Origin of the sequence: Streptomyces sp. So13.3, from assembly GCF_005860785.2 — a bacterium.
GTDB lineage: Bacteria > Actinomycetota > Actinomycetes > Streptomycetales > Streptomycetaceae > Actinacidiphila > Actinacidiphila fildesensis.
In genome coordinates this window covers 3,170,751-3,192,065 of sequence record NZ_CP048835.1, presented here as the reverse complement: position 1 = coordinate 3,192,065, position 21,315 = coordinate 3,170,751, and the positions used below count along the sequence as shown (strand labels likewise).

Here is a 21,315-nt window from a genome sequence, read left to right as displayed (position 1 = left end):
ACAGAAGCATCGACACAGATCCTGACCGGGGTAATCCGTGAAAAAGCTCTCCGCACGACGGCGCCATCCGCTGGCGGCGCTTGTCGTCCTACTTCTCGCGCTCGCGGCCACCGGGGGGCTGTACGCCGCGTTCGCGCCGGCGCAGAAGGCGCAGGCTGACGACACAGCCCAGTCCCTCGCGATCGAAGAGGGCAAGAAGCTGTACGCCGTCGGCTGCTCCAGCTGCCACGGCACGTCCGGCCAGGGAAGTAAGAACGACGGCCCGAGCCTGGTGGGCGTCGGCGCCGCAGCCGTCGACTTCCAGGTGGGCACCGGCCGCATGCCGGCCCAGCAGCCGGGATCGCAGATCCCGAAGAAGAAGAACATCTACACGCAGGCCCAGATCGACCAGCTCGCCGCGTACATCGCCTCGCTGGGCCCGGGTCCCTCGGTACCCACCAAGGAGCAGTACAGCCCGGACGGCGCGGACGCCGCCAGGGGCGGGGAGCTGTTCCGCACGAACTGCGCGCAGTGCCACAACTTCACAGGCAAGGGCGGTGCGTTGACCAACGGCAAGTACGCGCCCAGCCTGGAGGACGTGGACCCCAAGCACACCTACGAGGCCATGCAGAGCGGCCCGCAGAGCATGCCGTCCTTCCCCGACACCACGATGCCGGAGGACGCGAAGGCGGACATCATCGCGTACCTCGACGCCGTGAACGGCGAAAAGACCCCCAGCCCCGGTGGCCTTGAGCTCGGAGGCATCGGACCGGTTTCGGAGGGTCTGTTCGCCTGGGTCTTCGGCCTCGGAGCCATGATCGCTGTCGCCATCTGGGTTGCGGCCCGGACCACGAAGGCCAAGAAGTCATGAGTCAGGACATGTCAGAGTCAGAAGAGAACCTGCCGAGTGAGCCGTCACACGCTCACGGGGGCGACGTGCCGGCCGTCCGCGGAGAGAACGCGTTCGCCGACCCCGGCCTTCCGCCCCACGAGCACCGCCGTCAGGACATCGACGAGCGTGCCGCGAAGAGCTCGGAACGCACCATCGCGTTCCTCTTCCTCCTGTCGATGCTGTCCACGATCGGCTTCATCGCCTGTTTCGTGGTCTTCCCCGTCGACAAGATCATCTACGTCTTCCCGTTCGGCCACGTCAGTGCGCTGAACTTCTCGCTCGGCCTGACGTTGGGTCTTGCCCTCTTCTGCATCGGCGCCGGCGCGGTCCACTGGGCCCGCACGCTGATGTCCGACGAGGAGCACGCCGCCGAGCGTCACCCGATTTCGGCCGAGCCCGAGGTCAAGGCCCAGGTGCTGGCCGACTTCGCGCAGGGCGCGAAGGAGAGCGGCTTCGGCCGCCGGAAGCTGATCCGCAACACGATGTTCGGCGCGCTGGCCCTGGTGCCGCTCTCCGGTGTCGTGCTCCTGCGTGACCTGGGACCGCTGCCGGGCGACAAGCTCCGGCACACCCTGTGGTCCAAGGGCAAGGTGCTGATCAACCAGAACACCAACAAGCCGCTCCGGCCCGAGGACGTTCCCGTCGGATCGCTCACCTTCGCCATGCCCGAGGGCCTGGAGGAGAACCAGGAGCGGTTCCAGAAGGAGATCGCCAAGGCCGCCCTGATGATCATCCGGCTCGAGCCGAACGACATCAAGGACAAGCGGGAGCGTGACTGGGCCCACGAGGGCATCGTCGCGTTCTCCAAGATCTGCACGCACGTCGGCTGCCCGATCAGCCTCTACGAGCAGCAGACGCACCACGTCCTCTGCCCGTGCCACCAGTCGACGTTCGACCTGTCCGACGGCGCCCGGGTCATCTTCGGCCCTGCCGGTCACGCCCTTCCGCAGCTGCGGATCAGCGTGAACGAGGAGGGCAACCTCATCGCCCTCGGCGACTTCACGGAGCCCGTCGGCCCGAGCTTCTGGGAGCGCGGATGAGTACCACTGCTGAAAACTCGCAGCGCCGGGGCAAAGCCCCCGCCGGCGAGCGGGTCGCCGACTGGGCGGATGGCCGTCTCGGCATCTACGGCCTGGCCAAGGCCAACATGCGCAAGATCTTCCCGGACCACTGGTCCTTCATGCTCGGTGAGATCTGCCTCTACAGCTTCATCATCCTCATCCTCACGGGTGTGTATCTGACGCTGTTCTTCCACCCCAGCATGGCCGAGGTCGTCTACGACGGCCCCTACGCCCCGCTGCAGGGCCAGCGCATGTCCGACGCGTTCGCGTCGACGATGCACATCAGCTTCGAGGTGCGTGGCGGTCTGCTGGTCCGCCAGATCCACCACTGGGCCGCGCTGATCTTCGTGGCCGCGATGCTCGTGCACATGATGCGCGTGTTCTTCACGGGTGCGTTCCGCAAGCCCCGCGAGGTCAACTGGCTCTTCGGCTTCCTGCTGCTGGTCCTCGGCATGTTCACCGGGTTCACCGGTTACTCGCTGCCGGACGACCTGCTGTCGGGCACCGGTGTCCGGTTCATGGACGGCGCGGTGCTGTCCATGCCGGTCGTGGGCACGTACCTGTCGTTCTTCATGTTCGGCGGGGAGTTCCCCGGCACCGACTTCGTACCGCGCTTCTACTCGGTGCACATCCTGCTGCTGCCGGGCATCATGGCCGGTCTGCTGGTGGCCCACCTGATCCTGGTCTTCTACCACAAGCACACCCAGTTCCCGGGTGCCGGCAAGACGGAGAAGAACGTCGTCGGCATGCCGCTGCTGCCGGTGTACATGGCGAAGGCGGGCGGCTTCTTCTTCCTGGTCTTCGGTGTCATCGCGGCGGTCGCCTCGATCGCGTCGATCAACCCGATCTGGGCGATGGGCCCCTACCGGCCGGACCAGGTGTCCACCGGCGCCCAGCCCGACTGGTACATGGGCTTCTCCGAGGGCCTGATCCGTGTCATGCCGGGTTGGGAGATCAACGCATGGGGCCACACCCTGGCCCTGGGTGTGTTCATCCCGCTGATGATCTTCCCGCTGGTACTCGTCGCGATCGCGATCTACCCGTTCGTCGAGTCCTGGGTCACCGGGGACAAGCGGGAGCACCACCTGCTGGACCGGCCGCGCAACCACCCGGTCCGCACCGGCTTCGGCGCGGCCTGGCTGAGCTGGTACGGCATCCTGCTCGTCGGTGGCGGCAACGACCTCTGGGCGACGCACTTCCACCTGTCGCTCAACCAGATCACCTGGGTCGTGCGCATCGGGTTCTTCGTGCTCCCGGTGCTCGTGTTCATCGCGACGAAGCGGATCTGCCTCGGCCTCCAGCGCCGCGACCGCGACAAGGTCCTGCACGGTCGCGAGACCGGCCTGATCAAGCGGCTGCCGCACGGTGAGTTCATCGAGGTGCACGAGCAGCTCTCCCAGGAGGCGCTGCACACGCTCACCGCGCACGACCAGCCGAAGCCGCTCGAAGCCGGCCCCGAGGTCGACGAGAACGGCGTGGAACGCAAGATCGGCCCGATCACGAAGCTGCGCACCAAGCTGTCGCACGGCTTCTACGGCGAGGCCAGCCAGATCCCCAAGCCGACCCCCGAGGAGCACGCGGAGATCACCAGTGGCCACGGCCACCACTGATCGTCCGCTGATCCCTCGCGCCGGCTGACGGCAACCTCGAAGGGCCCCGTCCATGACATGGACGGGGCCCTTCGCCGTGCCCCGCCCCCGATAGGCTTGGGCACGCAGTATCGACCCGACCACCAGGAGTGTGGACCATGAGCGTTGTGACCCCGGCAGGCGGCGACAGCTCGGCGAACCACTCATGGCCGGGCGTACTGAACCAGCTGCTGCGCGGCCATGACCTGACGGCCGACGACACCGCCTGGGCGATGGACCAGATCATGACCGGCGAGGCGACCGACGTGCAGATCGCCGGCTTCGCCATCGCGCTGCGTTCCAAGGGCGAGACCGTCGACGAGATGTCGGGCCTGGTCCGGGCGATGTACGCGCACGCCAACATCATCGAGGTGCCGGGCCGGACGGTGGACATCGTCGGCACCGGCGGTGACCTCGCCAGGACGGTGAACATCTCCACCATGTCGGCGATCGTCGTGGCGGGCACCGGCGCCAAGGTCGTCAAGCACGGCAACCGCGCCGCGTCGTCCCAAAGCGGCTCGTCCGACGTGCTGGAGCGGCTCGGGGTCAATCTGGAGCTCACCCCGCAGCGGGTCGTGGAGGTCGCCGAGGAAGCGGGCATCACGTTCTGTTTCGCGGTGAAGTTCCACCCCGCGCTGCGGTACGCGGCCAAGGCCCGCAGGGAGCTCGGCGCCCAGACCACGTTCAACTTCCTCGGCCCGCTCACCAACCCGGCCCGGGTCCGCGCCCAGGCCACCGGGGTCGCCGACGCCCGGATGGCGCCGATCATGGCGGGTGTGCTGGCCGAGCGCGGCTCCTCCGCGCTGGTCTTCCGCGGCGACGACGGGCTGGACGAGCTGACCACCACCGCGACCTCCCAGGTGTGGGTGGTCCGGGACGGCAAGGTCGACCAGGTCGCGTTCGACCCCCGTGACGTCGGGATCCCGCTGGTCCCCGTCGAGGCCCTGCGCGGCGCGGACGCCGCCTACAACGCCGAGGTGGCCCGCCGGCTGCTGGCGGGCGAGCGCGGTCCGGTCCGCGACGCGGTCCTGCTCAACTCGGCCGCCGCCCTGGTCGCCCTCGACCCCGGATCCGCCACCCTGGAGGTCCAGATCGCCGACGGCATCAACCGCGCCGCCGAGGCCATCGACTCGGGCGCGGCCAGAATCGCGCTGGACCGCTGGGTCGCGGCGAGCAACGCGTAACGCCCTTCCGGCGAATGAGGAACGGCTCTTTCCCGGCCTTCGGCCGGAGGGAGCCCTGACGAGGCTTCCCCCGCCTTCGGGCGGGGAGACCCCCTGCGGCGGACGGCGTCTGGACTGCCCATTGCCCAGCCGGACAGGCCCCAGCACCCCGTCCGGCGGATCCCTGTCCGCTCCCCGGTCCGGGGGCTCTCCGCGCTCCCGGACGGGGACGAGGCCTGCCCGTCCTGACGGCGGGCTTCCCTCGAGCCCGTCCGGAGGACCGTCCGTATCGCGGAATGCCGCTTGCCGTCGGCAGGACAGCTGGCATACTTCTCGTCAGGTCACGAGTGACAGCGATTTGGCCCTGGCTTGCTGTCCGGCAACCCTCCGTCCGTGGCGGGGTGCCCCAGGTGATGACCGGGCCGTAGGCGAGGTGTCTACGGCAAGCGCGGGCCCCTTCGCGACTGCTTCCGGGGTCCAGGTCCCTGAGGAGCTCCGTCATGTCCGTGCACCCCGTTTCCACCTGCACCCCTGGTTCCGTGGCCACCGCTCCCCTCGAAGTGCTCGGCCGTGACGTCCGGGTCCCGCTGGTGACCGGCGGCGAGGTCACCTACGCGGCCCTGGACTACGCGGCCAGCGCGCCCGCGCTGCAGCGGGTCTGGGACGACGTGGCCGCGTACGCGCCCTACTACGGCAGCGTGCACCGCGGGGCCGGTTACCTGTCGCAGCTCTCCACCGACCTGTTCGAGCAGAGCAGGGCGACGGTGGCCGACTTCCTGGGCTGCCGGGAGGGCGACCAGGTGGTCTTCACCCGGTCGACCACCGACTCGCTGAACCTGCTGGCCTCGGTGCTCCCGGCCGGCACCCAGGTCTTCGTCTTCGAGACCGAGCACCACGCGTCGCTGCTGCCGTGGCGGGACGCGCGCGTCACGTACCTGACCGCGCCCCGCACCCCCGAGCAGGCCGTCGCCTCGCTGGAGGCGGCGCTCGCGCAGCGCGACCCCTACGGCCCCGCGCTCGTGTGCGTGACCGGCGCCTCGAACGTCACCGGTGAGCTGTGGCCGGTCCGTGAGCTGGCCGACGCGGCGCACGCGCACGGCGCCCGCATCGTGCTGGACGCCGCGCAGCTCGCCCCGCACCACCCGGTGGACATCGCGGAGCTGGACGTGGACTGGGTGGCGTTCTCCGGGCACAAGCTCTACGCCCCGTTCGGCTCCGGCGTGCTGGCCGGCCGGGCGGACTGGCTGCAGGAGGCCGAGCCGTACCTGGCGGGCGGCGGCGCGAGCCGCAAGGTCGCGCGGCGTGCCGACGGCGGGGTGGACGTCGAGTGGCACACCACCGCGGCCCGGCACGAGGCCGGATCGCCGAACGTCATCGGCGTGTACTCGATCGCCTCGGCCTGCCGGGCGCTGACCGAGGCGGGCTTCGACTCGCTCGTGGAGCGGGAGCAGGGCCTGGTCACCCGGGTCCGCGCCGGACTGGCCGGGGTGCCGGAGGTCCGGGTGCTGTCGCTGTTCGGCGACGACGCGCCCCGGGTCGGTGTCATCTCGTTCGTCGTGGACGGCTGGAACAGCTCGCACTTCGCCGCCGCGCTGTCCGCCGAGTACGGCATCGGGGTGCGCGACGGCCTCTTCTGCGCCCACCCGCTGGTCCGCACCCTGCTGGGCAGCGAGCCGACCGAGCCGGGCGAGTGCGGATCCCCGGAGAGCGAGCCGGGGGAGAAGTCGCTCAACGCGATCCGTGTGAGCTTCGGGGCGGGCACGCCGGACGAGCACGTGGACCGCTTCCTGGGCGCCGTCACGGAACTCGTCAGGGACGGCGCCAAGTGGAACTACCGCACCGAGGCCGGCCGCTGCGTGCCCGCCCGCGACTGAGCGGCCGGATACGCCGGGCGGCGGCCGGCCGCGTCAGCCTTCGAGGCCGATCGCGAAGGCCGCCTCCAGGTCGTGCTGGGAGTACGTGCGGAACGCGACATGCGTGTCGGTGGCCTCGACGCCGGGGATCTTGCTGATCCGGCCCGGGATGATGTCCGCGAGGTCGTCGTGCCGGGAGACGCGGACCATGGCGACCAGGTCGTACGTCCCGGTGACCGAATAGACCTCGCTGACGCTGTCCAGGGCGGCGATCGCCTCGGCGATCTCGGGGATCCGGTCGACGCTGGTCTTGATGAGCACGATCGCGGTGATCACGGCTGTAGGTCTCCTTGGGTCGCCCTGGCTGCGGTCTCCAGCTTAGGGCTTCGGCGGAAGCACACCACGGCGGCCAGGAAGCCGAAGACAAAGCCCACCACGTGGGCCAGATAGGCGACCCCGGGACCCGACTGGCTGGTCTGGGCGGCCAGCCACTGCAGCGCGAACCAGAAGCCGAGGACCATCCAGGCCGGGAAGCGCAGCGGGACGAAGAAGAGGAACGGGAACAGGCTCGTCACCCGCGCCTTGGGATAGAGGTAGAGATACGCCCCGAGCGCCCCGGAGATGGCGCCGGAGGCGCCGACCAGGGTCTGCGTCGAGTCGGCGCTGGCGAGCGCGAAGCCGTACGTGGCGAGGTATCCGGCGGCCAGAAAGAACAGCAGATAGCGGAAGCGGCCCATGCGGCTCTCGACGTTGTCGCCGAAGACGTACAAAAACAGCATGTTGCCGATCAGATGCAGCCAACTTCCATGGACGAACATCGCGGTGAGCACCGACGGAAATGTCATTTTGGTGAACGTGTGCGGGGCCGGGCAGCCGGCGGGCAGCCCCAGCCGGTCCAGCGGCAGCTGCCCGTGGAACAGTTCGGCGGGGATGACTCCCCAGCGGTCGAAATACACCGCCTGGGCGCACTGGAGCTGGTCACCCGTGCCGTAGGAGGGGTTGAACCCCGAGATCGGACCCAGCAGGAACACGACCACGCACAGGGCGATCAAGGCGTACGTCACCACGGGAGTGCGGCGGACCGGGTTCTTGTCGTAGACCGGGATGACCATGTATCGATCATGACGGAACAGGCGTATCGGTCAGGGGGCGCCTCGCCGCAGCGCCGCCCGCCGTGGAGGCCGTAGGGTAACCGGAACGCGCGCGTACGCCACGTGCCGACCCGAAAGTCCCGAAAGAGGTGTCCGCCCGATGCCGGTTCCCCTGCCGACCGCGACGACCCGGTGGCGCTGCACGCTGTGCGGCAATCTGACCCGGTTCGATGTCACGCGATCGACGAAGGTCGTGGAGTACGTCCACCTGGACCTCGCCGGTGAGGCGAAGGTCGAGGAGACCGAGGTGCTCAGCGAGACCGTGGAGTCGGTGCGCTGCCGCTGGTGCAACGCGGCCGACCAGGTCGAGTTGGTCGACCGGCCCAGTGCGGGAGCCGAGGGTGGCGCCGACGCCGGTGTCGAAGCGGAAGCGGATTCGACGCAGGGTTGACCCTGTACGGCGACAATGGACTTGTACGGCGGCGGCCGGAGGGATCGAAGGGGGCCGGGGAGGCGCCGACAGCACTGGACGGGAGTGACTGGTGGATGGGACCGGCGGGCACCCGCAGGCCGAGAGCAGCGGCGCCGACGAGGCGGCCGAGCCGGCCCTGGACCGACCGCTGCCCGAAGGCGTGCGGCACCGGGTCGTGACGATAGCCGCTGATGCCTTCGGCGGCCTCACCCTCGCCGAACTGCCGTCCCCGCTGCGGCCCTATGCCCGGTTCACCCCGTCGCGGCGCGCCAAGTTCGCGGCGACCGCGCTGGCCACCGCCCTGGAGACCGATCCCGCCTTCCGGCAGAAGATCGCCGCCCGGCTGCGTGAGTCCCAGCCGGAGCTGGCCGAGGCGCTGGAGGCGGGCACCCCGCCGCCCGCCGCGGACCCGCTCGACGTGGCCGCCGCCGCCTATCTGCTGCGCCCGGCCGGCTGGGCCAAGATCGTCGCGACCGCCGGCGAGGAGGCGCAGCGCGCGCTGGCCGAACGGGCCGACGGCGAGACCACCCGCGAACTGCAGCAGCTCAGGGACGAGCTGGCCGATTTCCAGCTGCAGGCCCGTGACGAGGCCGCCCGCGGCCGCGGCGAGCTGGAGGCTGCCCGCAAGGAGATCGACACGACGCAGCGCAGGCTGCGCAGCGCGGTCAGCGACATGAAGCGTGCCGAGGCGGCGCTGCGCAAGGTGGAGACCGAGCTGGAGGAGGTCCGGGCCGCGGCCGCCGCGGACAAGGCCGCCGCCGAGAACGAGGCACGCCGGCTCAGGACCCGCGTCACCGAGGCCGAGGCCGCCCTGGAGGCGGGCCGCAGGTCCGTGCGCGAGGGCCGCAGCGCCGAGGGCGTACGGCTGCGGCTGTTGCTGGACACCGTGCTGGACGCGGCCACCGGGCTGCGCCGCGAGCTGGCGCTGCCACCGCGCGACACCATGGGCGTCCGTCCGGCCGACACCGTCGAAGCGGTCGCGCCCGGCACGATCAGCCCCAAGGACATCGCGCAGCGCGCCCTGTCCGAGAACGACCCGGCCCTGCTCGACCAGTTGCTGGCCCTCCCGCAGGCGCACCTGGTGATCGACGGCTACAACGTCACCAAGACGGGTTATCCGTCCCTGCCGTTGGAGAAGCAGCGGCTGCGGCTGCTCGGCGGCCTCGCGGTGCTGGCGGCGCAGAGCGGCGCCGAGGTCACCTGTGTCTTCGACGGGGCCGATCTGGACGCCCCGGTGCTGCTGGCGCCGCCGCGCGGGGTGCGGGTGATGTTCAGCAAGGCGGGCGAGACCGCCGACGAGTTGATCCGCCGCCTGGTCCGGGCGGAACCGCCGGGGCGGGTCGTCGTGGTGGTCTCCGCGGACCGTGAGGTCGCCGACGGCGTCGCCAAGGCCGGTGCGCGGCCCGTCGCTTCGACGCTGCTCCTCAAGCGGCTCGCGCGCGGCTGAACTCCGGTCCGCTCCCGTACCGGTGTGCCTCGCACTCCGGTGTCCCTTATGCGCATCTGCGATCAACTCAGCGTCAGATGACCACTACTGCACGTTCGATCTTCGTAAAGAAAACGTGTCGCGATCGAAGTTTTACCTACAAGGATTTGAACCGATCACAGGAAGGTCACTATGGTCGGGGCTCGAACCTCCGCGCCGTCGATCAAGCCGCACCACGAAAACCGTGGGTCCAGCGGCCGAACGACCGGGCGCAGGGGGGACCGCCGACCAACCGGGTAGGCGGCTGAAGGAAGAAGGAGCTCGCCTTCGTGGCGTCCCACCGTCGTCCCAAGCCGACAAGCCGCATGCGGGTGACCGTACTCACCGCTACCGCTGCCGCAGCCGTCGCCCTCACTTCCCAGGCCGCGAACGCCGCCCCCGCCAAGCCCGACATCAAGGACGTCAAGTCCCAGGTCGACAAGTTGTACGACGAGGCGGAGCAGGCCACCGAGAAGTACAACGGGGCCAAGGAGCAGCAGGGCAAGCTGCAGAAGGAGGTCGGCGACCTCCAGGACCGGGTGGCGCGCGAACAGGGCACGCTCAACACCCTGCGCGACGGCCTCGGCGCGATGGCCAGTGCCCAGTACCGCACCGGCGGCATCGACCCGACGCTCCAGCTCTTCCTGTCGGCGGACCCGGACACCTACCTGTCCCAGGCATCCATGATGGACCAGGTGAGCGCCCAGCAGGCCGAGTCGCTCAAGCAGATCCAGGAAGTCAAGCGCACCCTGGACCAGCAGCGCGCCGAGGCCACCACCAAGATGGCCTCGCTGGAGAGCGCCCGCACCGAACTCGGCAAGCAGAAGAACGCGGCCCAGAGCAAGCTCGCCGCGGCCCAGAAGGTGCTCAACTCGCTGACCGCGCAGCAGCGTGCGGCCATCGCGGACCAGGACGCCCGCGCGAGCCGCAGCAACGAGCGGCCCAACCTGGGCGACGTTCCCGCGCCCTCGCAGCGTGCCGCCGCCGCGCTCGCCGCCGCGAAGACCAGGATCGGCATGCCGTACGAGTGGGCGAAGACGGGTCCCAACACCTTCGACTGCTCCGGCCTCACCATGTGGTCCTACGCGCAGGCGGGTGTCAACATCCCCCGGATGTCCCAGGACCAGGCCAACTACGGCACCCACCTGACGATGAGCCAGCTGGCCCCCGGCGACCTGGTCATCTTCTTCGGCGACCGCCACCACGTCGGCTTCTACGCCGGCAACGGCATGGTGCTGCACGCTCCCAAGCCGGGTGCGTACGTGCGCTACGAGGCGATCGGCAACATGCCGTTCCAGTTCGGCGTACGGATCTGATCCGGTTCGTTCTCCCGGCACTCTCCCGCCCGGCCGGAATCATGTCTCCTCCGGCCGGCGGCGTGGTTCATTCGAGTGATATCGGAGGGTGACCGCTGACGGCCGAGCGGCAGTGACCTGGGCATCGAGAAGGCCGCCCGCCCGTCACGGCCGCGCGGTCTTTGAACTCAGCGTGATGGTCTGACTACTGTCTCAGCCGTGGCAACACATCGGCGGTCCCCGCAACCCGGCTTCACCCGCACCTCCCGCGTCACCGTGCTCTCCGCGGCGGCCGCCGCGGCGGCGCTCTCCGGAGGCGCGGCGGCCCAGGTCGCGGCCGCCGACCCGGCGGGTCCCGCGACCGACACGTCGTCCCGGGTGGGACGGCTCTACCAGCAGGCCGAACAGGCCACCGAGCAGTACAACGCGGCGCAGGAGCGCGCCACCCGGCTGCGGCACGAGGTGGCCTCCCTCCAGGACCAGGCCGCCCGGGGCCAGGAGCGGGTCAACCGGATGCGGGACGACCTCGGCGCGATCGCCGGGGCCCAGTACCGCAGCGGCGGCATCGACCCGACGATGGCCCTCATGCTCTCCTCCGATCCCGACAGCTATCTCGACCGGGCCGAGGCGCTGGAGCGGATCAGCAACCACCAGGCCGCCGATCTGGCGCAACTGCAGGAAGCACAGCGCTCGCTGGAGCAGAAGCGTTCGATGGCGGCGGCCAAGCTGGCCGACCTGGAACGCGCCAGGTCCACGATGAAGGACCGCAAGCGCAGCGTGCAGGGCAAACTCGGCGCGGCGCAACGGCTCCTCAACCAGATGCCGGCCGCGCAGCGCGCCGGATTCGTCCGCGGCCTGGACGACCGGACGTCGCGCTCCAGCCGTTCCGTACCCGACATGCCGGATCTGCCGGCCTCCTCGTCCCGCGCCGCGATGGCCGTGGCCGCCGCGCGGGCGGCGATCGGCTCGCCCTATGTGTGGGGCAGCACGGGCCCGTCGTCCTTCGACTGTTCCGGCCTCATGCAGTACTCCTACCGGAAGGCCGGGGTGTCGCTGCCGCGGACCTCGCAGGAGCAGAAGCACGCCGGCCACCAGGTCCCGCTCGACCAGGCCCGCCCCGGCGACCTGGTGATCTACCGGGACAACGCGAGCCATGTGGGGATGTACGTCGGCGGCGGCCGGGTGGTGCACGCCCCGTACCCGGGCGCGCGGGTGCGCTACGACCCGGTCAACATGATGCCGATCTCCGCGGTCACCCGGCCCTGACCTGCCCGTCGGCCACCCGGCCCTGACCCGGGCCACGGGGCGGCGCCCGTACGATCGGGCGTATGGCGGCAGCGCGCACGCGACCCGGGACCGCCGCGCTGTGGCGCGCGGTGGTTCTCGTCGTGCTGACCCTGCCGGCGCTGCTCACCGGGTGCGGCGGTGGCGGGAGCGGTGCTGCCGTCGTCCCCGCGGGCCCGGGCGTTCCCGCCGTCCAGTCGGTGCTCGACCGGCATGCGGCGGCGCTGCTGCACCACGACGAGACGGCGTTCCTCGCGGACGTCGACCCGGGATTCCGGGACCGGCAGCGGCAGGTGTTCCGGAACCTGGCGCAGGTGCCGCTCGACTCGTGGTCGTACCGGGTGACGGGTGTCGGTGCCGACGCCGGTGGTGGTGGCAGTGACCGGGCTCTGGCGCGGGTCCAGGTCGGCTACCGGCTGACCGGGTACGACACCTCGGCGGTCACCTCGGACGCCGATCTGACGTTCGTCCGGCGCGGCGGCCGCTGGTACGTCGCCGGGGACCGGCACGACGCCCAGCAGTTGTGGGACCAGGGCCCGGTGCGGGTGGTGCGCGGAGCGCACAGCCTCGTGCTCGGGACGGACGGGCCCGCGGCGCTGCGGACCTACGCCGACGCCGCCGACCGTGCGGTGCCCGCGGTGGGGCGGGCCTGGGGGAACGGCTGGAGCGGGCGCGTCGTCGTCGAAGCGCCGTCCTCGCTGGCGCGGATGGCCGCGCTGCTGCACGGGGCTCCCGACACCTACCGTGGCATCGCCGCCGTCACCACCGGCGAACTCGGCGGATCCTCCGGGGCGCCGGCCGACCGCGTGATCATCAACCCCGAGGCGTTCGGGGAGCTTTCCGCGTTCGGCCGCCAGGTCGTGCTCACCCACGAGACGACCCATGTCGCGACCCGCGCCGCCACCACCGCGACCACCCCGCTGTGGCTCACCGAGGGGTTCGCCGACTGGGTCGGCTACCGCGGCAGCGGCCGCACCGCCCGCCAGGACGCGCCCGAACTGAGCCGCGACGTGGCCGCGGGCAGAGCCCCGCGGAACCTGCCGTCCGACGCCGGCTTCGGGACGACGGCCGGCGGTCTGGCGCAGGCGTACGAGGGAGCGTGGCTCGCCTGCCGGCTGATCGCCGCCGACTGGGGCGACGCGAAACTCACCGAGCTGTACCGGGCCGCCGGCACCGGCGGCCCCCTCGACACGCACCTACGGGCCGTCCTCGGGACCGGCCTCGACGACTTCACCGCGCGCTGGCGCGCCTATGTACAGCGGGAGTTGGCATGACGACCGGTGGGAGCAGTGACGGTGACGGGGTGCCGGAGGCGGACTTCACCCCTGAGGAGATCGCGCGGGGACGGGCGCTGCGGCGCGGGCAGTGGCCGCCCGCCCTCGCCGGCCGGCTGGCCTCCCTCCTGCTCCTTCTCGTCCTCGGGCTGACCCCGGCCGGCGCCGGCCTCGTCGGTCTCTTCGGCGACTCCTGGGCCGCGCGGATCGTCGGCGGCGGGCTCGCCCTGGTGCTGCTGCGACAGCTCGTCGCGCTGCCCTTCGCCGCCCGGGTGCGGATCGTACGGGCCCGGTTCGGGCTGGTCACCCAGGGGTGGGGCGGCTGGGCGGTGGATGTGCTGCGCGGGCTGCTCGTCTCCGTACCGCTCGCGCTGGGTGCGCTCTTCGCCGTCTACGCGCTCGCCGGGACCACCTCCCGGTGGTGGATCTGGACGGCGCTCGGTGCGGCCGCCGTCACCGTCGCCCTCTCGTGGCTGGCCCCCGTCGTGTTCGAACCGCTCTTCAACCGCTTCGCCCCGATGGAACCGGGTCCGCTGCGCGACGCGCTCCTCGCCCTCGCGGCGCGCGACGGGATCGCCGTACGCGATGTCCTCGTCGCCGACGCCTCCCGGCGCACCACCGCGCTCAACGCGTACGTCTCCGGCTTCGGCCGGACGCGGCGGATCGTCGCCTACGACACGCTCCTGACGACCGCCGAGCCGCGCGAGGTCGAGCTGGTCCTGGCGCACGAGCTGGGCCATGTGAAGCACCGGGATGTGGCGCGGGGGACGGTGCTCGGCGCGCTGGGGGCGGCGGCCGGGGTGTGCGTGCTGGCGGCGGTGGTGAGCCGGCAGCCGCTCCTCGACGCCGCGGGCGTGTCCCGCTTCTCCGACCCGCGCTCGATGATGCTGCTCGCGGCGGTGGCCGCGGTGGGGTCGACGCTGGCGGGGCCGTTCGGATGTGCGCTGAGCCGCCGGGTGGAACGCCGGGCCGACGCGCACGCGCTGCGGCTGACGGGGGATCCGGCGGGGTTCATCGCGATGCAGCGCCGGCTGGCGGTGGCGAACATCGCGGATCCGGAGCCGCCGCGGGTGCTGCATGCGCTGTTCGGTACGCATCCGACGTCTGCCGAACGGATCGCGGCGGCGCGGTAGTGCCACGCGCCCCGGGCGGTGGGGACGTCAACGGGAGGTGAGCGCGGGGGTGCGGATTCCGGCGGTGCGCTGACGGGGGAGCGGATCCCCCAGACCCAGGCCTCGGTGAGCCGCCGGCCGGGGCCCCGGCCGGCCCGCAGCAGGGCCGCGAACACCGCGGCGTCGGCGGCGCACACGAGGCAGAAGAACTCCGCCGCGTAGCCCAGGAACGGCAGCAGCGCGGGGGAGAGCACGACGAGGGCGGCGGCCGGCGGATACTGCCAGGTCACGTCGTCCAGCGGGAAGGTGCCGGTGCGCAGGATCTGGTACCAGCCCTGGTAGATCACGGACACATCGGTCGTGACATCCGGGCCCGGCAGGGCGACGACGTGGAAGACGCACAGCAGCAGCGCACCGCGGGTCAGCGCCCACACGAGGACGACGGGCTTCCTGCTGACCTGTGCGGTGCTCACCGGTGCGTCATGCGGCCGGAGTGACCGGAGGGAGCCCACGACGCGGCGGCGGCGCCCAGTAGGGTGAAGGCTCGTTCACGAGGGAGGGCGTCGAACGGTGGCACAGCTCGTCGCATCGCAGTCCGCGCGCGAGAGCGCGGCAGCCGCGCCGATCGCGCGGCAGCAGGACCGAATACGCACGGTCGCCCTGACCGTGCTCTGCTTCGCCGCCGTGCTGGCCGTGGGGCTGCAGCAGTGGGCGACCGTCCGGATCGGCGGGTTCGACCTGGGGATATTCGACCAGGCGGTCCGCGCGTACTCCCACTTCCAGCTGCCGCGCTCGCCCATCAAGAACTACCACCACGAGTTCCCGCCCGGCTTCTCCCTGCTGGGTGACCACTTCTCGCCGGTCCTCGCCCTCCTCGCCCCGCTGTACTGGGTGTGGGACGACCCCCGCATGCTGATCGGCGCCCAGGCGGCGCTCTTCGCGGCCGGCGTGCCGGTCGTGCGGCGGATCGCGGGGCACTGCTTCGCCGAGGCGCCGCAGGCCACCGTCCGCAGGGCCGCCGACCTGAGCTGCCTGGTCCACGGGCTGGGCTGGCCGCTGCTGCGCGCTTCGGGGGTCGGCTTCCACGAGGTCGCCTTCGCCGTCCCGCTGACCCTGCTGATGCTGGAGCGCGGGCTGGCCCGGCGCTACGGCGCGGTGCTGGTCTGCGCCGTCCTGCTGTGCTGCACCAAGGAGGACCTGGGGCTGCTCGCGGCGGCGTACGGGGCCGTCCTCATCGGCCGCGGCCGCCGGGACGGGGACCGGCCGGCGGTGCGTACCGGGCTCACGCTGTTCGTGCTGGGGCCGGTGGCGGCGCTGCTCGCGATCCGGGTGCTGATACCGGCGATGGGCGGGGTGCCCGGCTACTACTGGAACTACAGCGCCCTCGGCCCGGACATGGGGTCCGCGGCGCTGCGCTTCCTGACCGATCCGATCGCGGCCTTCGCGGTGACCGTCGACCACTCGGCGAAACCGGTTCTCCTGCTGTGGCTGCTGGGGCCGCTGCTCCTGCTGCCGCTCGGGTCCGCCACCTTCTGGTGCGCGGTCCCGCTGCTCGCCGAGCGGCTCTTCTCCGACAACCCCAGCCACTGGGCGACCACCCACCACTACGACGCCTTCCTGTGGCCGGTCCTGCTGGTGGCCGCGGTGGAGACGGCGGCCCGGCTGCACCGCAGACACACCGGGCGGCCGGTCGCTCGCTGGACGCCGGTGGCGGTGGCCTGTTCACTGCTGATCTCGGTCGTGTGCGGTCTGGGCAATCTGCTGCTGCCGGCCGCCTGGACGCCCAGCCCCTCGGAACGGGCGCTCGCCGAGGGCGTGCGCCTGGTGCCGGCGGGGGCCACTGTCGAGGCCGACAACAACGCGGCGCCCCGGCTGACCCGCCGCGCCCAGGTCGTCATCGCGGACGAGACCCCGCGCGACGCCGAGTACGTGCTGCTCCAGACGGTGCGGAAGATGTTCCCCTTCACGACGGTGGACGACCAGCGCGACCGCGTGCTGCTGCTGCTCGACAACGGCTACACCGTGCTGTGGGCGAAGGACGGCGTCGTCCTGCTGCACCGGACCGACCCCGGCCGCCCGGTACCCGGCGCGCGGGTGCCGGGCGACGACAGCGTGCCCGTCAAGGAACCGGAAGTCCGTTCCTGACACCCAGGGGCAGGGACCGGTGCGGACCGGCAGGGACCGGCACCGGTCGGCTACTCTCGGCGGCGATGGACAAGACCTTGATCGTCACCAATGACTTCCCGCCCCGGCCCGGCGGCATCCAGGCCTTCGTGCACAGCATGGCGCTGCGGCTGGATCCCGGACAGGTGGTCGTGTACGCCTCGACGTGGAAAGGGCCGGACGGCGGCGAGGTCGAGCGCTTCGACGCCGAACAGCCGTTCCCGGTCATCCGCGACCGCACGACGATGCTGCTGCCCACCCCCGGCGTGACCCGGCGCGCGGCCGGGCTGCTGCGCGAGCACGGCTGCTCGTCGGTGTGGTTCGGAGCGGCGGCGCCGCTGGGGCTGATGGCCCCCGCGCTGCGCCGGGCGGGCGCGCGCAGGCTGGTCGCCACCACGCACGGCCACGAAGCGGGCTGGGCCCAACTGCCCGCCAGCCGGCAGCTGCTGCGCCGGATCGGCGAGGGCACCGACACCATCACGTACCTGGGCGAGTACACGCGGTCGCGGATCGCGAAGGCGCTCACGCCCGCCGCGGCGGCGCGGATGGTGCAACTGCCGCCCGGTGTCGACGAGAAGACCTTCCACCCGGCCTCGGGCGGCGCCGCGGTACGGGCCCGGCTCGGGCTCGCGGACCGGCCGGTGGTGGTGTGCGTCTCGCGGCTGGTGCCGCGCAAGGGACAGGACACGCTGATCCTGGCGATGCCGCGGATCCTGGCCGCCGTGCCGGACGCGGTGCTGCTGGTGGTCGGCGGCGGACCGTACGCCAAGGACCTGGCCGAACTCTCGGCGCGGACCGGCGTCACCGACTCCGTGCGCTTCACCGGACCGGTGCCCTGGGAGGAGCTGCCCGCCCACTACGGCGCGGGCGACGTCTTCGCGATGCCGTGCAGGACCCGCCGCGGCGGGCTGGACGTCGAAGGCCTGGGAATCGTCTACCTGGAGGCCTCGGCGACCGGACTGCCGGTGGTGGCGGGCGATTCGGGCGGCGCCCCGGACGCGGTGCTGGACGGCGAGACCGGTTGGGTGGTGCCCGGAGGTTCGCCCGCGCAGGCGGCGGACCGGATCGTCACCCTGCTGGGCGACCCGGAGCTGCGCCGGCGGATGGGCGAGCGCGGCCGGCGCTGGGTCGAGGAGGCGTGGCGCTGGGATCTGCTGGCGGAACGTCTGAAGTCATTGCTGTAAAGGGCACTTGACGCGCAACGGCTCCCCCGGACGAGGTCCGGGGGAGCCGTTTTCCGTGCGTGCGCTCAGTGCTGGTAGAGCGCCTCGATCTCGCCCGCGAAGTCCTTCATGACGACGTTGCGCTTCAGCTTCTGCGACGGCGTCACATGGCCGGACTCCTCGGTGAACTGGTTCGGCAGGATCTGGAACTTGCGCACCGACTCGGCCTTGGAGACGGCCGCGTTGCCCTGGTCCACCGCGTGCTGCACGGCGGCCAGCAGCTCCGGGTCCTCGGCCAGTTCGGCCACGCTGCGGCCGGCCTTGCCGTGCTGTTCCGCCCAGCGGGGCAGGAACTCCTCGTCCAGGGTGACGAGGGCGGCGATGAACGGCTTGCCGTCACCGACGACCATGCACTCGGCGATTAGCGCGTCGGCCCGGATCCGGTCCTCGATCACGGCGGGGGCGACGTTCTTGCCGCCGGCCGTGACGATGATCTCCTTCTTGCGGCCGGTGATGGACAGATAGCCGTCCTCGTCGACCGTGCCCAGGTCACCGGTGTGGAACCAGCCGTCGGAGACCGCGTCGGCGGTGGCCGTCTGGTTGTTCCAGTAGCCGGAGAACAGGTGCTCGCCATGCAGCAGCACCTCGCCGTCGTCGGCGATCCGCACCGTCGAACCGGGCAGCGGCTGGCCGACCGTGCCGATCTTCGTACGGTCCCAGGGGTTGAACGCGGTGGCCGCACAGGACTCGGTGAGGCCGTAGCCCTCCAGGACGGTGAAGCCGATGCCCCGGTAGAAGTGCCCGAGCCGCTCGCCCAGCGGCGCGCCGCCGGAGATGGCGTGCGTGGCGCGGCCGCCGAGGACGGCGCGCAGCTTGCTGTAGACCAGCCGGTCGAAGACCTTGTGCTTGAACTTCAGGCCGACCGACGGGCCGCCGGCGGAGTCCAGCGCCCGGCTGTAGGTGATCGCGGTGTCCGCGGCCTTGTCGAAGATCTTGCCCTTGCCGTCGGCCTGCGCCTTGGCCCGCGCCGAGTTGTACACCTTCTCGAAGACCCGGGGCACGCCCAGGATCATCGTCGGCCGGAACGCGGCCAGCTCGTCGGTGAGGTGCTTGATGTCGCTGACGTGCCCGAGCTTGATCGGCGCCATCACGGCCGCCACCTCGACCAGCCGGCCGAAGACGTGCGCGAGCGGCAGGAACAGCAGCACCGAGGACTCGCCGGTCCTGAACAGCGGGGCGAGGCGTTCCACCACATTGCCGCACTCGGCGAAGAAGGCCCGGTGGCTCAGCACACAGCCCTTGGGGCGGCCGGTGGTCCCGGAGGTGTACACGATCGTGGCGGGGGAGTCCGCGACGGCGGTCGCTCCCCGCTCGTCCACCACCTTCTCGGAGATGTCGGCGCCGACGGACACCAGGTGTTCCACGGCACCGGCGTCGATCCGCCAGATGTGCTTGAGCTCGGGGAGCCGGTCGTGCACCGAGGCGACGGCGGCCTCGTGGGTACCGGACTCGACGATGCAGGCCACCGCGCCCGAGTCTCCGAGGATCCACTCGACCTGTTCGGCCGAGGACGTCTCGTACACGGGCACGGCGACCGCGCCGGCGCTCCAGATCGCGAAGTCGAAGAGCGTCCACTCGTACCGGGTGGGCGACATCAGGGCGACCCGGTCGCCAGGCTGCACGCCGGATGCGATCAGTCCCTTGGCGACGGCTCTGACCTCGGAGAAGAAGTCGGTGGCGGTGACGTCCTGCCATTCGCCGCCCGCGTTCTTGCGGGCGATCACCGGAACAGCTGGGTGCTGAGCGGCGTTGCGGCGGATCAGATCCGTCAGGTTGCCGTCCGCGGGGACCTCGTAAAGGGCCGGAAGGCTGAACTCACGCAAGGCTGGTGCTCCTCATCGGCGCGACGGCGCACCCGGAGGGATAGTTGGACGGCCTGGACGTTACCCACCGGTAAAGCTTTCGCGATAGGGGTGCAGTACAGATGTTTTATGCATCACATACCCAGGAGTGCGGCTGAACCGCTCCGCGAACAGTAGTCCAGAGCGCCGGTAACCCGCAGGTAACCGGCGATAGGCTGACGGCCATGCGGGTCCATGTGGTGAGCGATGTGCACGGTGCGGCGGAGGCTCTGGCCAGGGCCGGAGACGGTGCGGACGCCTTGATCTGCCTCGGCGACCTCGTGCTCTTCCTGGACTACGCCGATCACTCACGGGGGATCTTCCCGGACCTCTTCGGCGCGGCGAACGCCTCGCGCATGGTCGCGCTGCGGACCGCCAAGCGCTTCGAGGAGGCCCGCGCCCTCGACCGCGAGCTGTGGGAGGGCATCGACCGGCGCGGCGCCATCGAGACCGCCGTACGGAAGCAGTACGCGGAACTCTTCGCGGCCTTTCCCGCGCCGACGTACGCCACCTACGGCAATGTCGACATTCCGGCGCTGTGGTCGGAGTACGCCACCGAGGGCACCACGGTCCTGGACGGCGGCACCGCCGAGATCGGCGGCCTGGTCTTCGGCTTCGTCGGCGGCGGACTGCGGACGGCGATGCGCACCCCGTACGAGATCGACGAGGCCGAGTACGCCGGGAAGGTCGCGGCGCTCGGGCGGGTCGACGTGCTCTGCTCGCACATCCCGCCCGCCGTTCCCGAGCTCTGCTACGACACCGTCGCCCGCCGCTTCGAACGCGGCAGCGAGGCGCTGCTCGACGCGATCCGCACCACCCGCCCCAAGTACGCCCTCTTCGGCCATGTCCACCAGCCGCTGGTCCCGCGGATGCGGATCGGCAGGACCGAGTGCGTCAACGTCGGACACTTCAACGCCACCCGCAGGCCATGGGCCCTGGAGTGGTGAGTGCCGGGGTGACAGTTGTTCGACCGGCAGGCGGTAGCCTGCACCAGCAGACCCAGACATACGGCGCGAAGTCCCGGAGGGGCCACAGCGATGGCGGAACACACCAAGTCGAGCATCACCATCGAGGCGGCCCCGGCCGACGTCATGGGCGTCATCGCCGATTTCACCCGCTATCCCGAGTGGACCGGTGAGGTGAAGGAGGCGGAGATCCTCTCCGCCGACGCCGAGGGCCGCGCGGAGCGGGTCCGGCTGCTGCTGGACGCCGGGGCGATCAAGGACGACCACACGCTCGCCTACCGCTGGGTCGGCGACAGCGAGGTCCACTGGTCGCTGGTCAAGTCCCAGATGCTCCGCACCCTGGACGGCTCGTACGCCGTCGCCCCGCTGGACGGCGGCGCGCGCACCGAGGTCACCTACCAGCTGACGGTCGACGTCAAGATCCCGATGCTCGGCATGATCAAGCGCAAGGCCGAGAAGGTCATCATCGACCGCGCACTCGCCGGTCTGAAGAAGCGCGTCGAATCCGGTCCGCCCGCCGGCGCGCCCGACAGTCCGCCCGACAAGAGCTGAGC

At 71.2% G+C, this 21,315-nt stretch carries 18 protein-coding genes, 1 pseudogene and 1 riboswitch; of the genes and pseudogenes, 15 read left to right on the top strand and 4 right to left on the bottom strand.

Features of this window, described 5'->3' with window-relative positions; translation table 11 throughout:
* Nucleotides 1-37 precede the first annotated feature (37 nt).
* The 5 genes from C8250_RS14485 (at nt 38) to C8250_RS14465 (ending at nt 6,597) form a co-directional block, all read left to right on the top strand.
* Nucleotides 38-850 carry a c-type cytochrome gene (locus C8250_RS14485; RefSeq protein ID WP_138356197.1) on the top strand — a complete coding sequence of 271 codons (813 nt, stop codon included), beginning with the start codon at nt 38-40 and terminating at the stop codon, nt 848-850.
* Between the two features lie 8 nt (nt 851-858).
* Nucleotides 859-1,911 carry a Rieske 2Fe-2S domain-containing protein gene (locus tag C8250_RS14480; protein WP_232484789.1) on the top strand — a complete coding sequence of 351 codons (1,053 nt, stop codon included), beginning with the start codon at nt 859-861 and terminating at the stop codon, nt 1,909-1,911.
* The gene (locus C8250_RS14475) at nt 1,908-3,542 is read left to right on the top strand and encodes a cytochrome bc complex cytochrome b subunit (RefSeq protein ID WP_138356195.1); all 1,635 of its coding nucleotides are present in this window, start codon (nt 1,908-1,910) and stop codon (nt 3,540-3,542) included. Before C8250_RS14480 ends, C8250_RS14475 begins: the two co-directional genes overlap by 4 nt.
* 137 nt (nt 3,543-3,679) lie before the next feature.
* A complete protein-coding gene (gene trpD, locus C8250_RS14470) occupies nt 3,680-4,744 on the top strand; it encodes an anthranilate phosphoribosyltransferase (RefSeq protein ID WP_138356194.1) in 1,065 nt (354 codons plus the stop codon).
* Nucleotides 4,745-5,062: 318 nt separating this feature from the next.
* Nucleotides 5,063-5,178, top strand: a riboswitch (SAM riboswitch).
* A 45-nt stretch (nt 5,179-5,223) separates the two neighbouring features.
* On the top strand, nt 5,224-6,597 hold the full coding sequence (locus C8250_RS14465) for an aminotransferase class V-fold PLP-dependent enzyme (protein ID WP_138356193.1): 1,374 nt from the start codon (nt 5,224-5,226) through the stop codon (nt 6,595-6,597).
* 33 nt (nt 6,598-6,630) lie between these two features.
* Here C8250_RS14465 and C8250_RS14460 read toward each other — a convergent pair whose 3' ends face one another.
* Together C8250_RS14460 and C8250_RS14455 are read right to left on the bottom strand one after the other, a co-directional pair.
* Complete coding sequence (locus C8250_RS14460; protein WP_138356192.1) at nt 6,631-6,912, bottom strand: Lrp/AsnC ligand binding domain-containing protein; 282 nt, start codon at nt 6,910-6,912, stop codon at nt 6,631-6,633.
* On the bottom strand, nt 6,909-7,688 hold the full coding sequence (locus tag C8250_RS14455) for a rhomboid family intramembrane serine protease (RefSeq protein ID WP_138356191.1): 780 nt from the start codon (nt 7,686-7,688) through the stop codon (nt 6,909-6,911). The genes C8250_RS14460 and C8250_RS14455 overlap by 4 nt, the downstream gene beginning before the upstream one ends.
* A gap of 139 nt (nt 7,689-7,827) precedes the next feature.
* Here C8250_RS14455 and C8250_RS14450 point away from each other — a divergent pair, with 139 nt between their 5' ends.
* The 6 genes from C8250_RS14450 to C8250_RS14425 all read left to right on the top strand — a co-directional run bounded on the left by C8250_RS14450 (nt 7,828) and on the right by C8250_RS14425 (nt 14,590).
* The gene (locus tag C8250_RS14450) at nt 7,828-8,118 is read left to right on the top strand and encodes a hypothetical protein (protein ID WP_138356190.1); all 291 of its coding nucleotides are present in this window, start codon (nt 7,828-7,830) and stop codon (nt 8,116-8,118) included.
* A gap of 91 nt (nt 8,119-8,209) precedes the next feature.
* On the top strand, nt 8,210-9,586 hold the full coding sequence (locus C8250_RS14445) for an NYN domain-containing protein (protein ID WP_138356189.1): 1,377 nt from the start codon (nt 8,210-8,212) through the stop codon (nt 9,584-9,586).
* Between the two features lie 308 nt (nt 9,587-9,894).
* Complete coding sequence (locus tag C8250_RS14440; protein WP_138356188.1) at nt 9,895-10,920, top strand: NlpC/P60 family protein; 1,026 nt, start codon at nt 9,895-9,897, stop codon at nt 10,918-10,920.
* 198 nt (nt 10,921-11,118) lie between these two features.
* On the top strand, nt 11,119-12,165 hold the full coding sequence (locus tag C8250_RS14435) for a C40 family peptidase (protein ID WP_138356187.1): 1,047 nt from the start codon (nt 11,119-11,121) through the stop codon (nt 12,163-12,165).
* A 62-nt stretch (nt 12,166-12,227) separates the two neighbouring features.
* Nucleotides 12,228-13,457 carry a hypothetical protein gene (locus C8250_RS14430; protein ID WP_138356186.1) on the top strand — a complete coding sequence of 410 codons (1,230 nt, stop codon included), beginning with the start codon at nt 12,228-12,230 and terminating at the stop codon, nt 13,455-13,457.
* Nucleotides 13,454-14,590: a M48 family metallopeptidase gene (locus C8250_RS14425; protein WP_187144837.1), complete on the top strand. Its 1,137-nt coding sequence runs from the start codon at nt 13,454-13,456 to the stop codon at nt 14,588-14,590. Before C8250_RS14430 ends, C8250_RS14425 begins: the two co-directional genes overlap by 4 nt.
* Nucleotides 14,591-14,679: 89 nt before the next feature.
* Here the strand turns inward: C8250_RS14425 and C8250_RS43510 are convergent.
* A pseudogene (locus tag C8250_RS43510) lies at nt 14,680-15,042 on the bottom strand (hypothetical protein); the annotation flags it as partial.
* Nucleotides 15,043-15,139: 97 nt separating this feature from the next.
* Between C8250_RS43510 and C8250_RS14420 the strand changes: the two are divergent.
* Nucleotides 15,140-16,714, top strand: coding sequence for a DUF2079 domain-containing protein (locus C8250_RS14420; RefSeq protein ID WP_244809137.1), 1,575 nt, complete (start codon nt 15,140-15,142; stop codon nt 16,712-16,714).
* A 65-nt stretch (nt 16,715-16,779) separates the two neighbouring features.
* Nucleotides 16,780-17,916 (top strand): glycosyltransferase family 4 protein, encoded by a 1,137-nt coding sequence (locus C8250_RS14415; protein ID WP_138356185.1) that lies wholly within the window; start codon nt 16,780-16,782, stop codon nt 17,914-17,916.
* Between the two features lie 65 nt (nt 17,917-17,981).
* Here the strand turns inward: C8250_RS14415 and C8250_RS14410 are convergent, their stop codons facing one another.
* A complete protein-coding gene (locus tag C8250_RS14410) occupies nt 17,982-19,778 on the bottom strand; it encodes an AMP-dependent synthetase/ligase (RefSeq protein WP_138356184.1) in 1,797 nt (598 codons plus the stop codon).
* Nucleotides 19,779-19,981: 203 nt separating this feature from the next.
* Between C8250_RS14410 and C8250_RS14405 the strand changes: the two genes are divergently transcribed.
* Both C8250_RS14405 and C8250_RS14400 read left to right on the top strand, forming a co-directional pair.
* Complete coding sequence (locus C8250_RS14405) at nt 19,982-20,743, top strand: metallophosphoesterase (protein WP_138356183.1); 762 nt, start codon at nt 19,982-19,984, stop codon at nt 20,741-20,743.
* A gap of 90 nt (nt 20,744-20,833) precedes the next feature.
* Nucleotides 20,834-21,313: an SRPBCC family protein gene (locus tag C8250_RS14400; RefSeq protein ID WP_138356182.1), complete on the top strand. Its 480-nt coding sequence runs from the start codon at nt 20,834-20,836 to the stop codon at nt 21,311-21,313.
* Nucleotides 21,314-21,315: the final 2 nt, after the last annotated feature.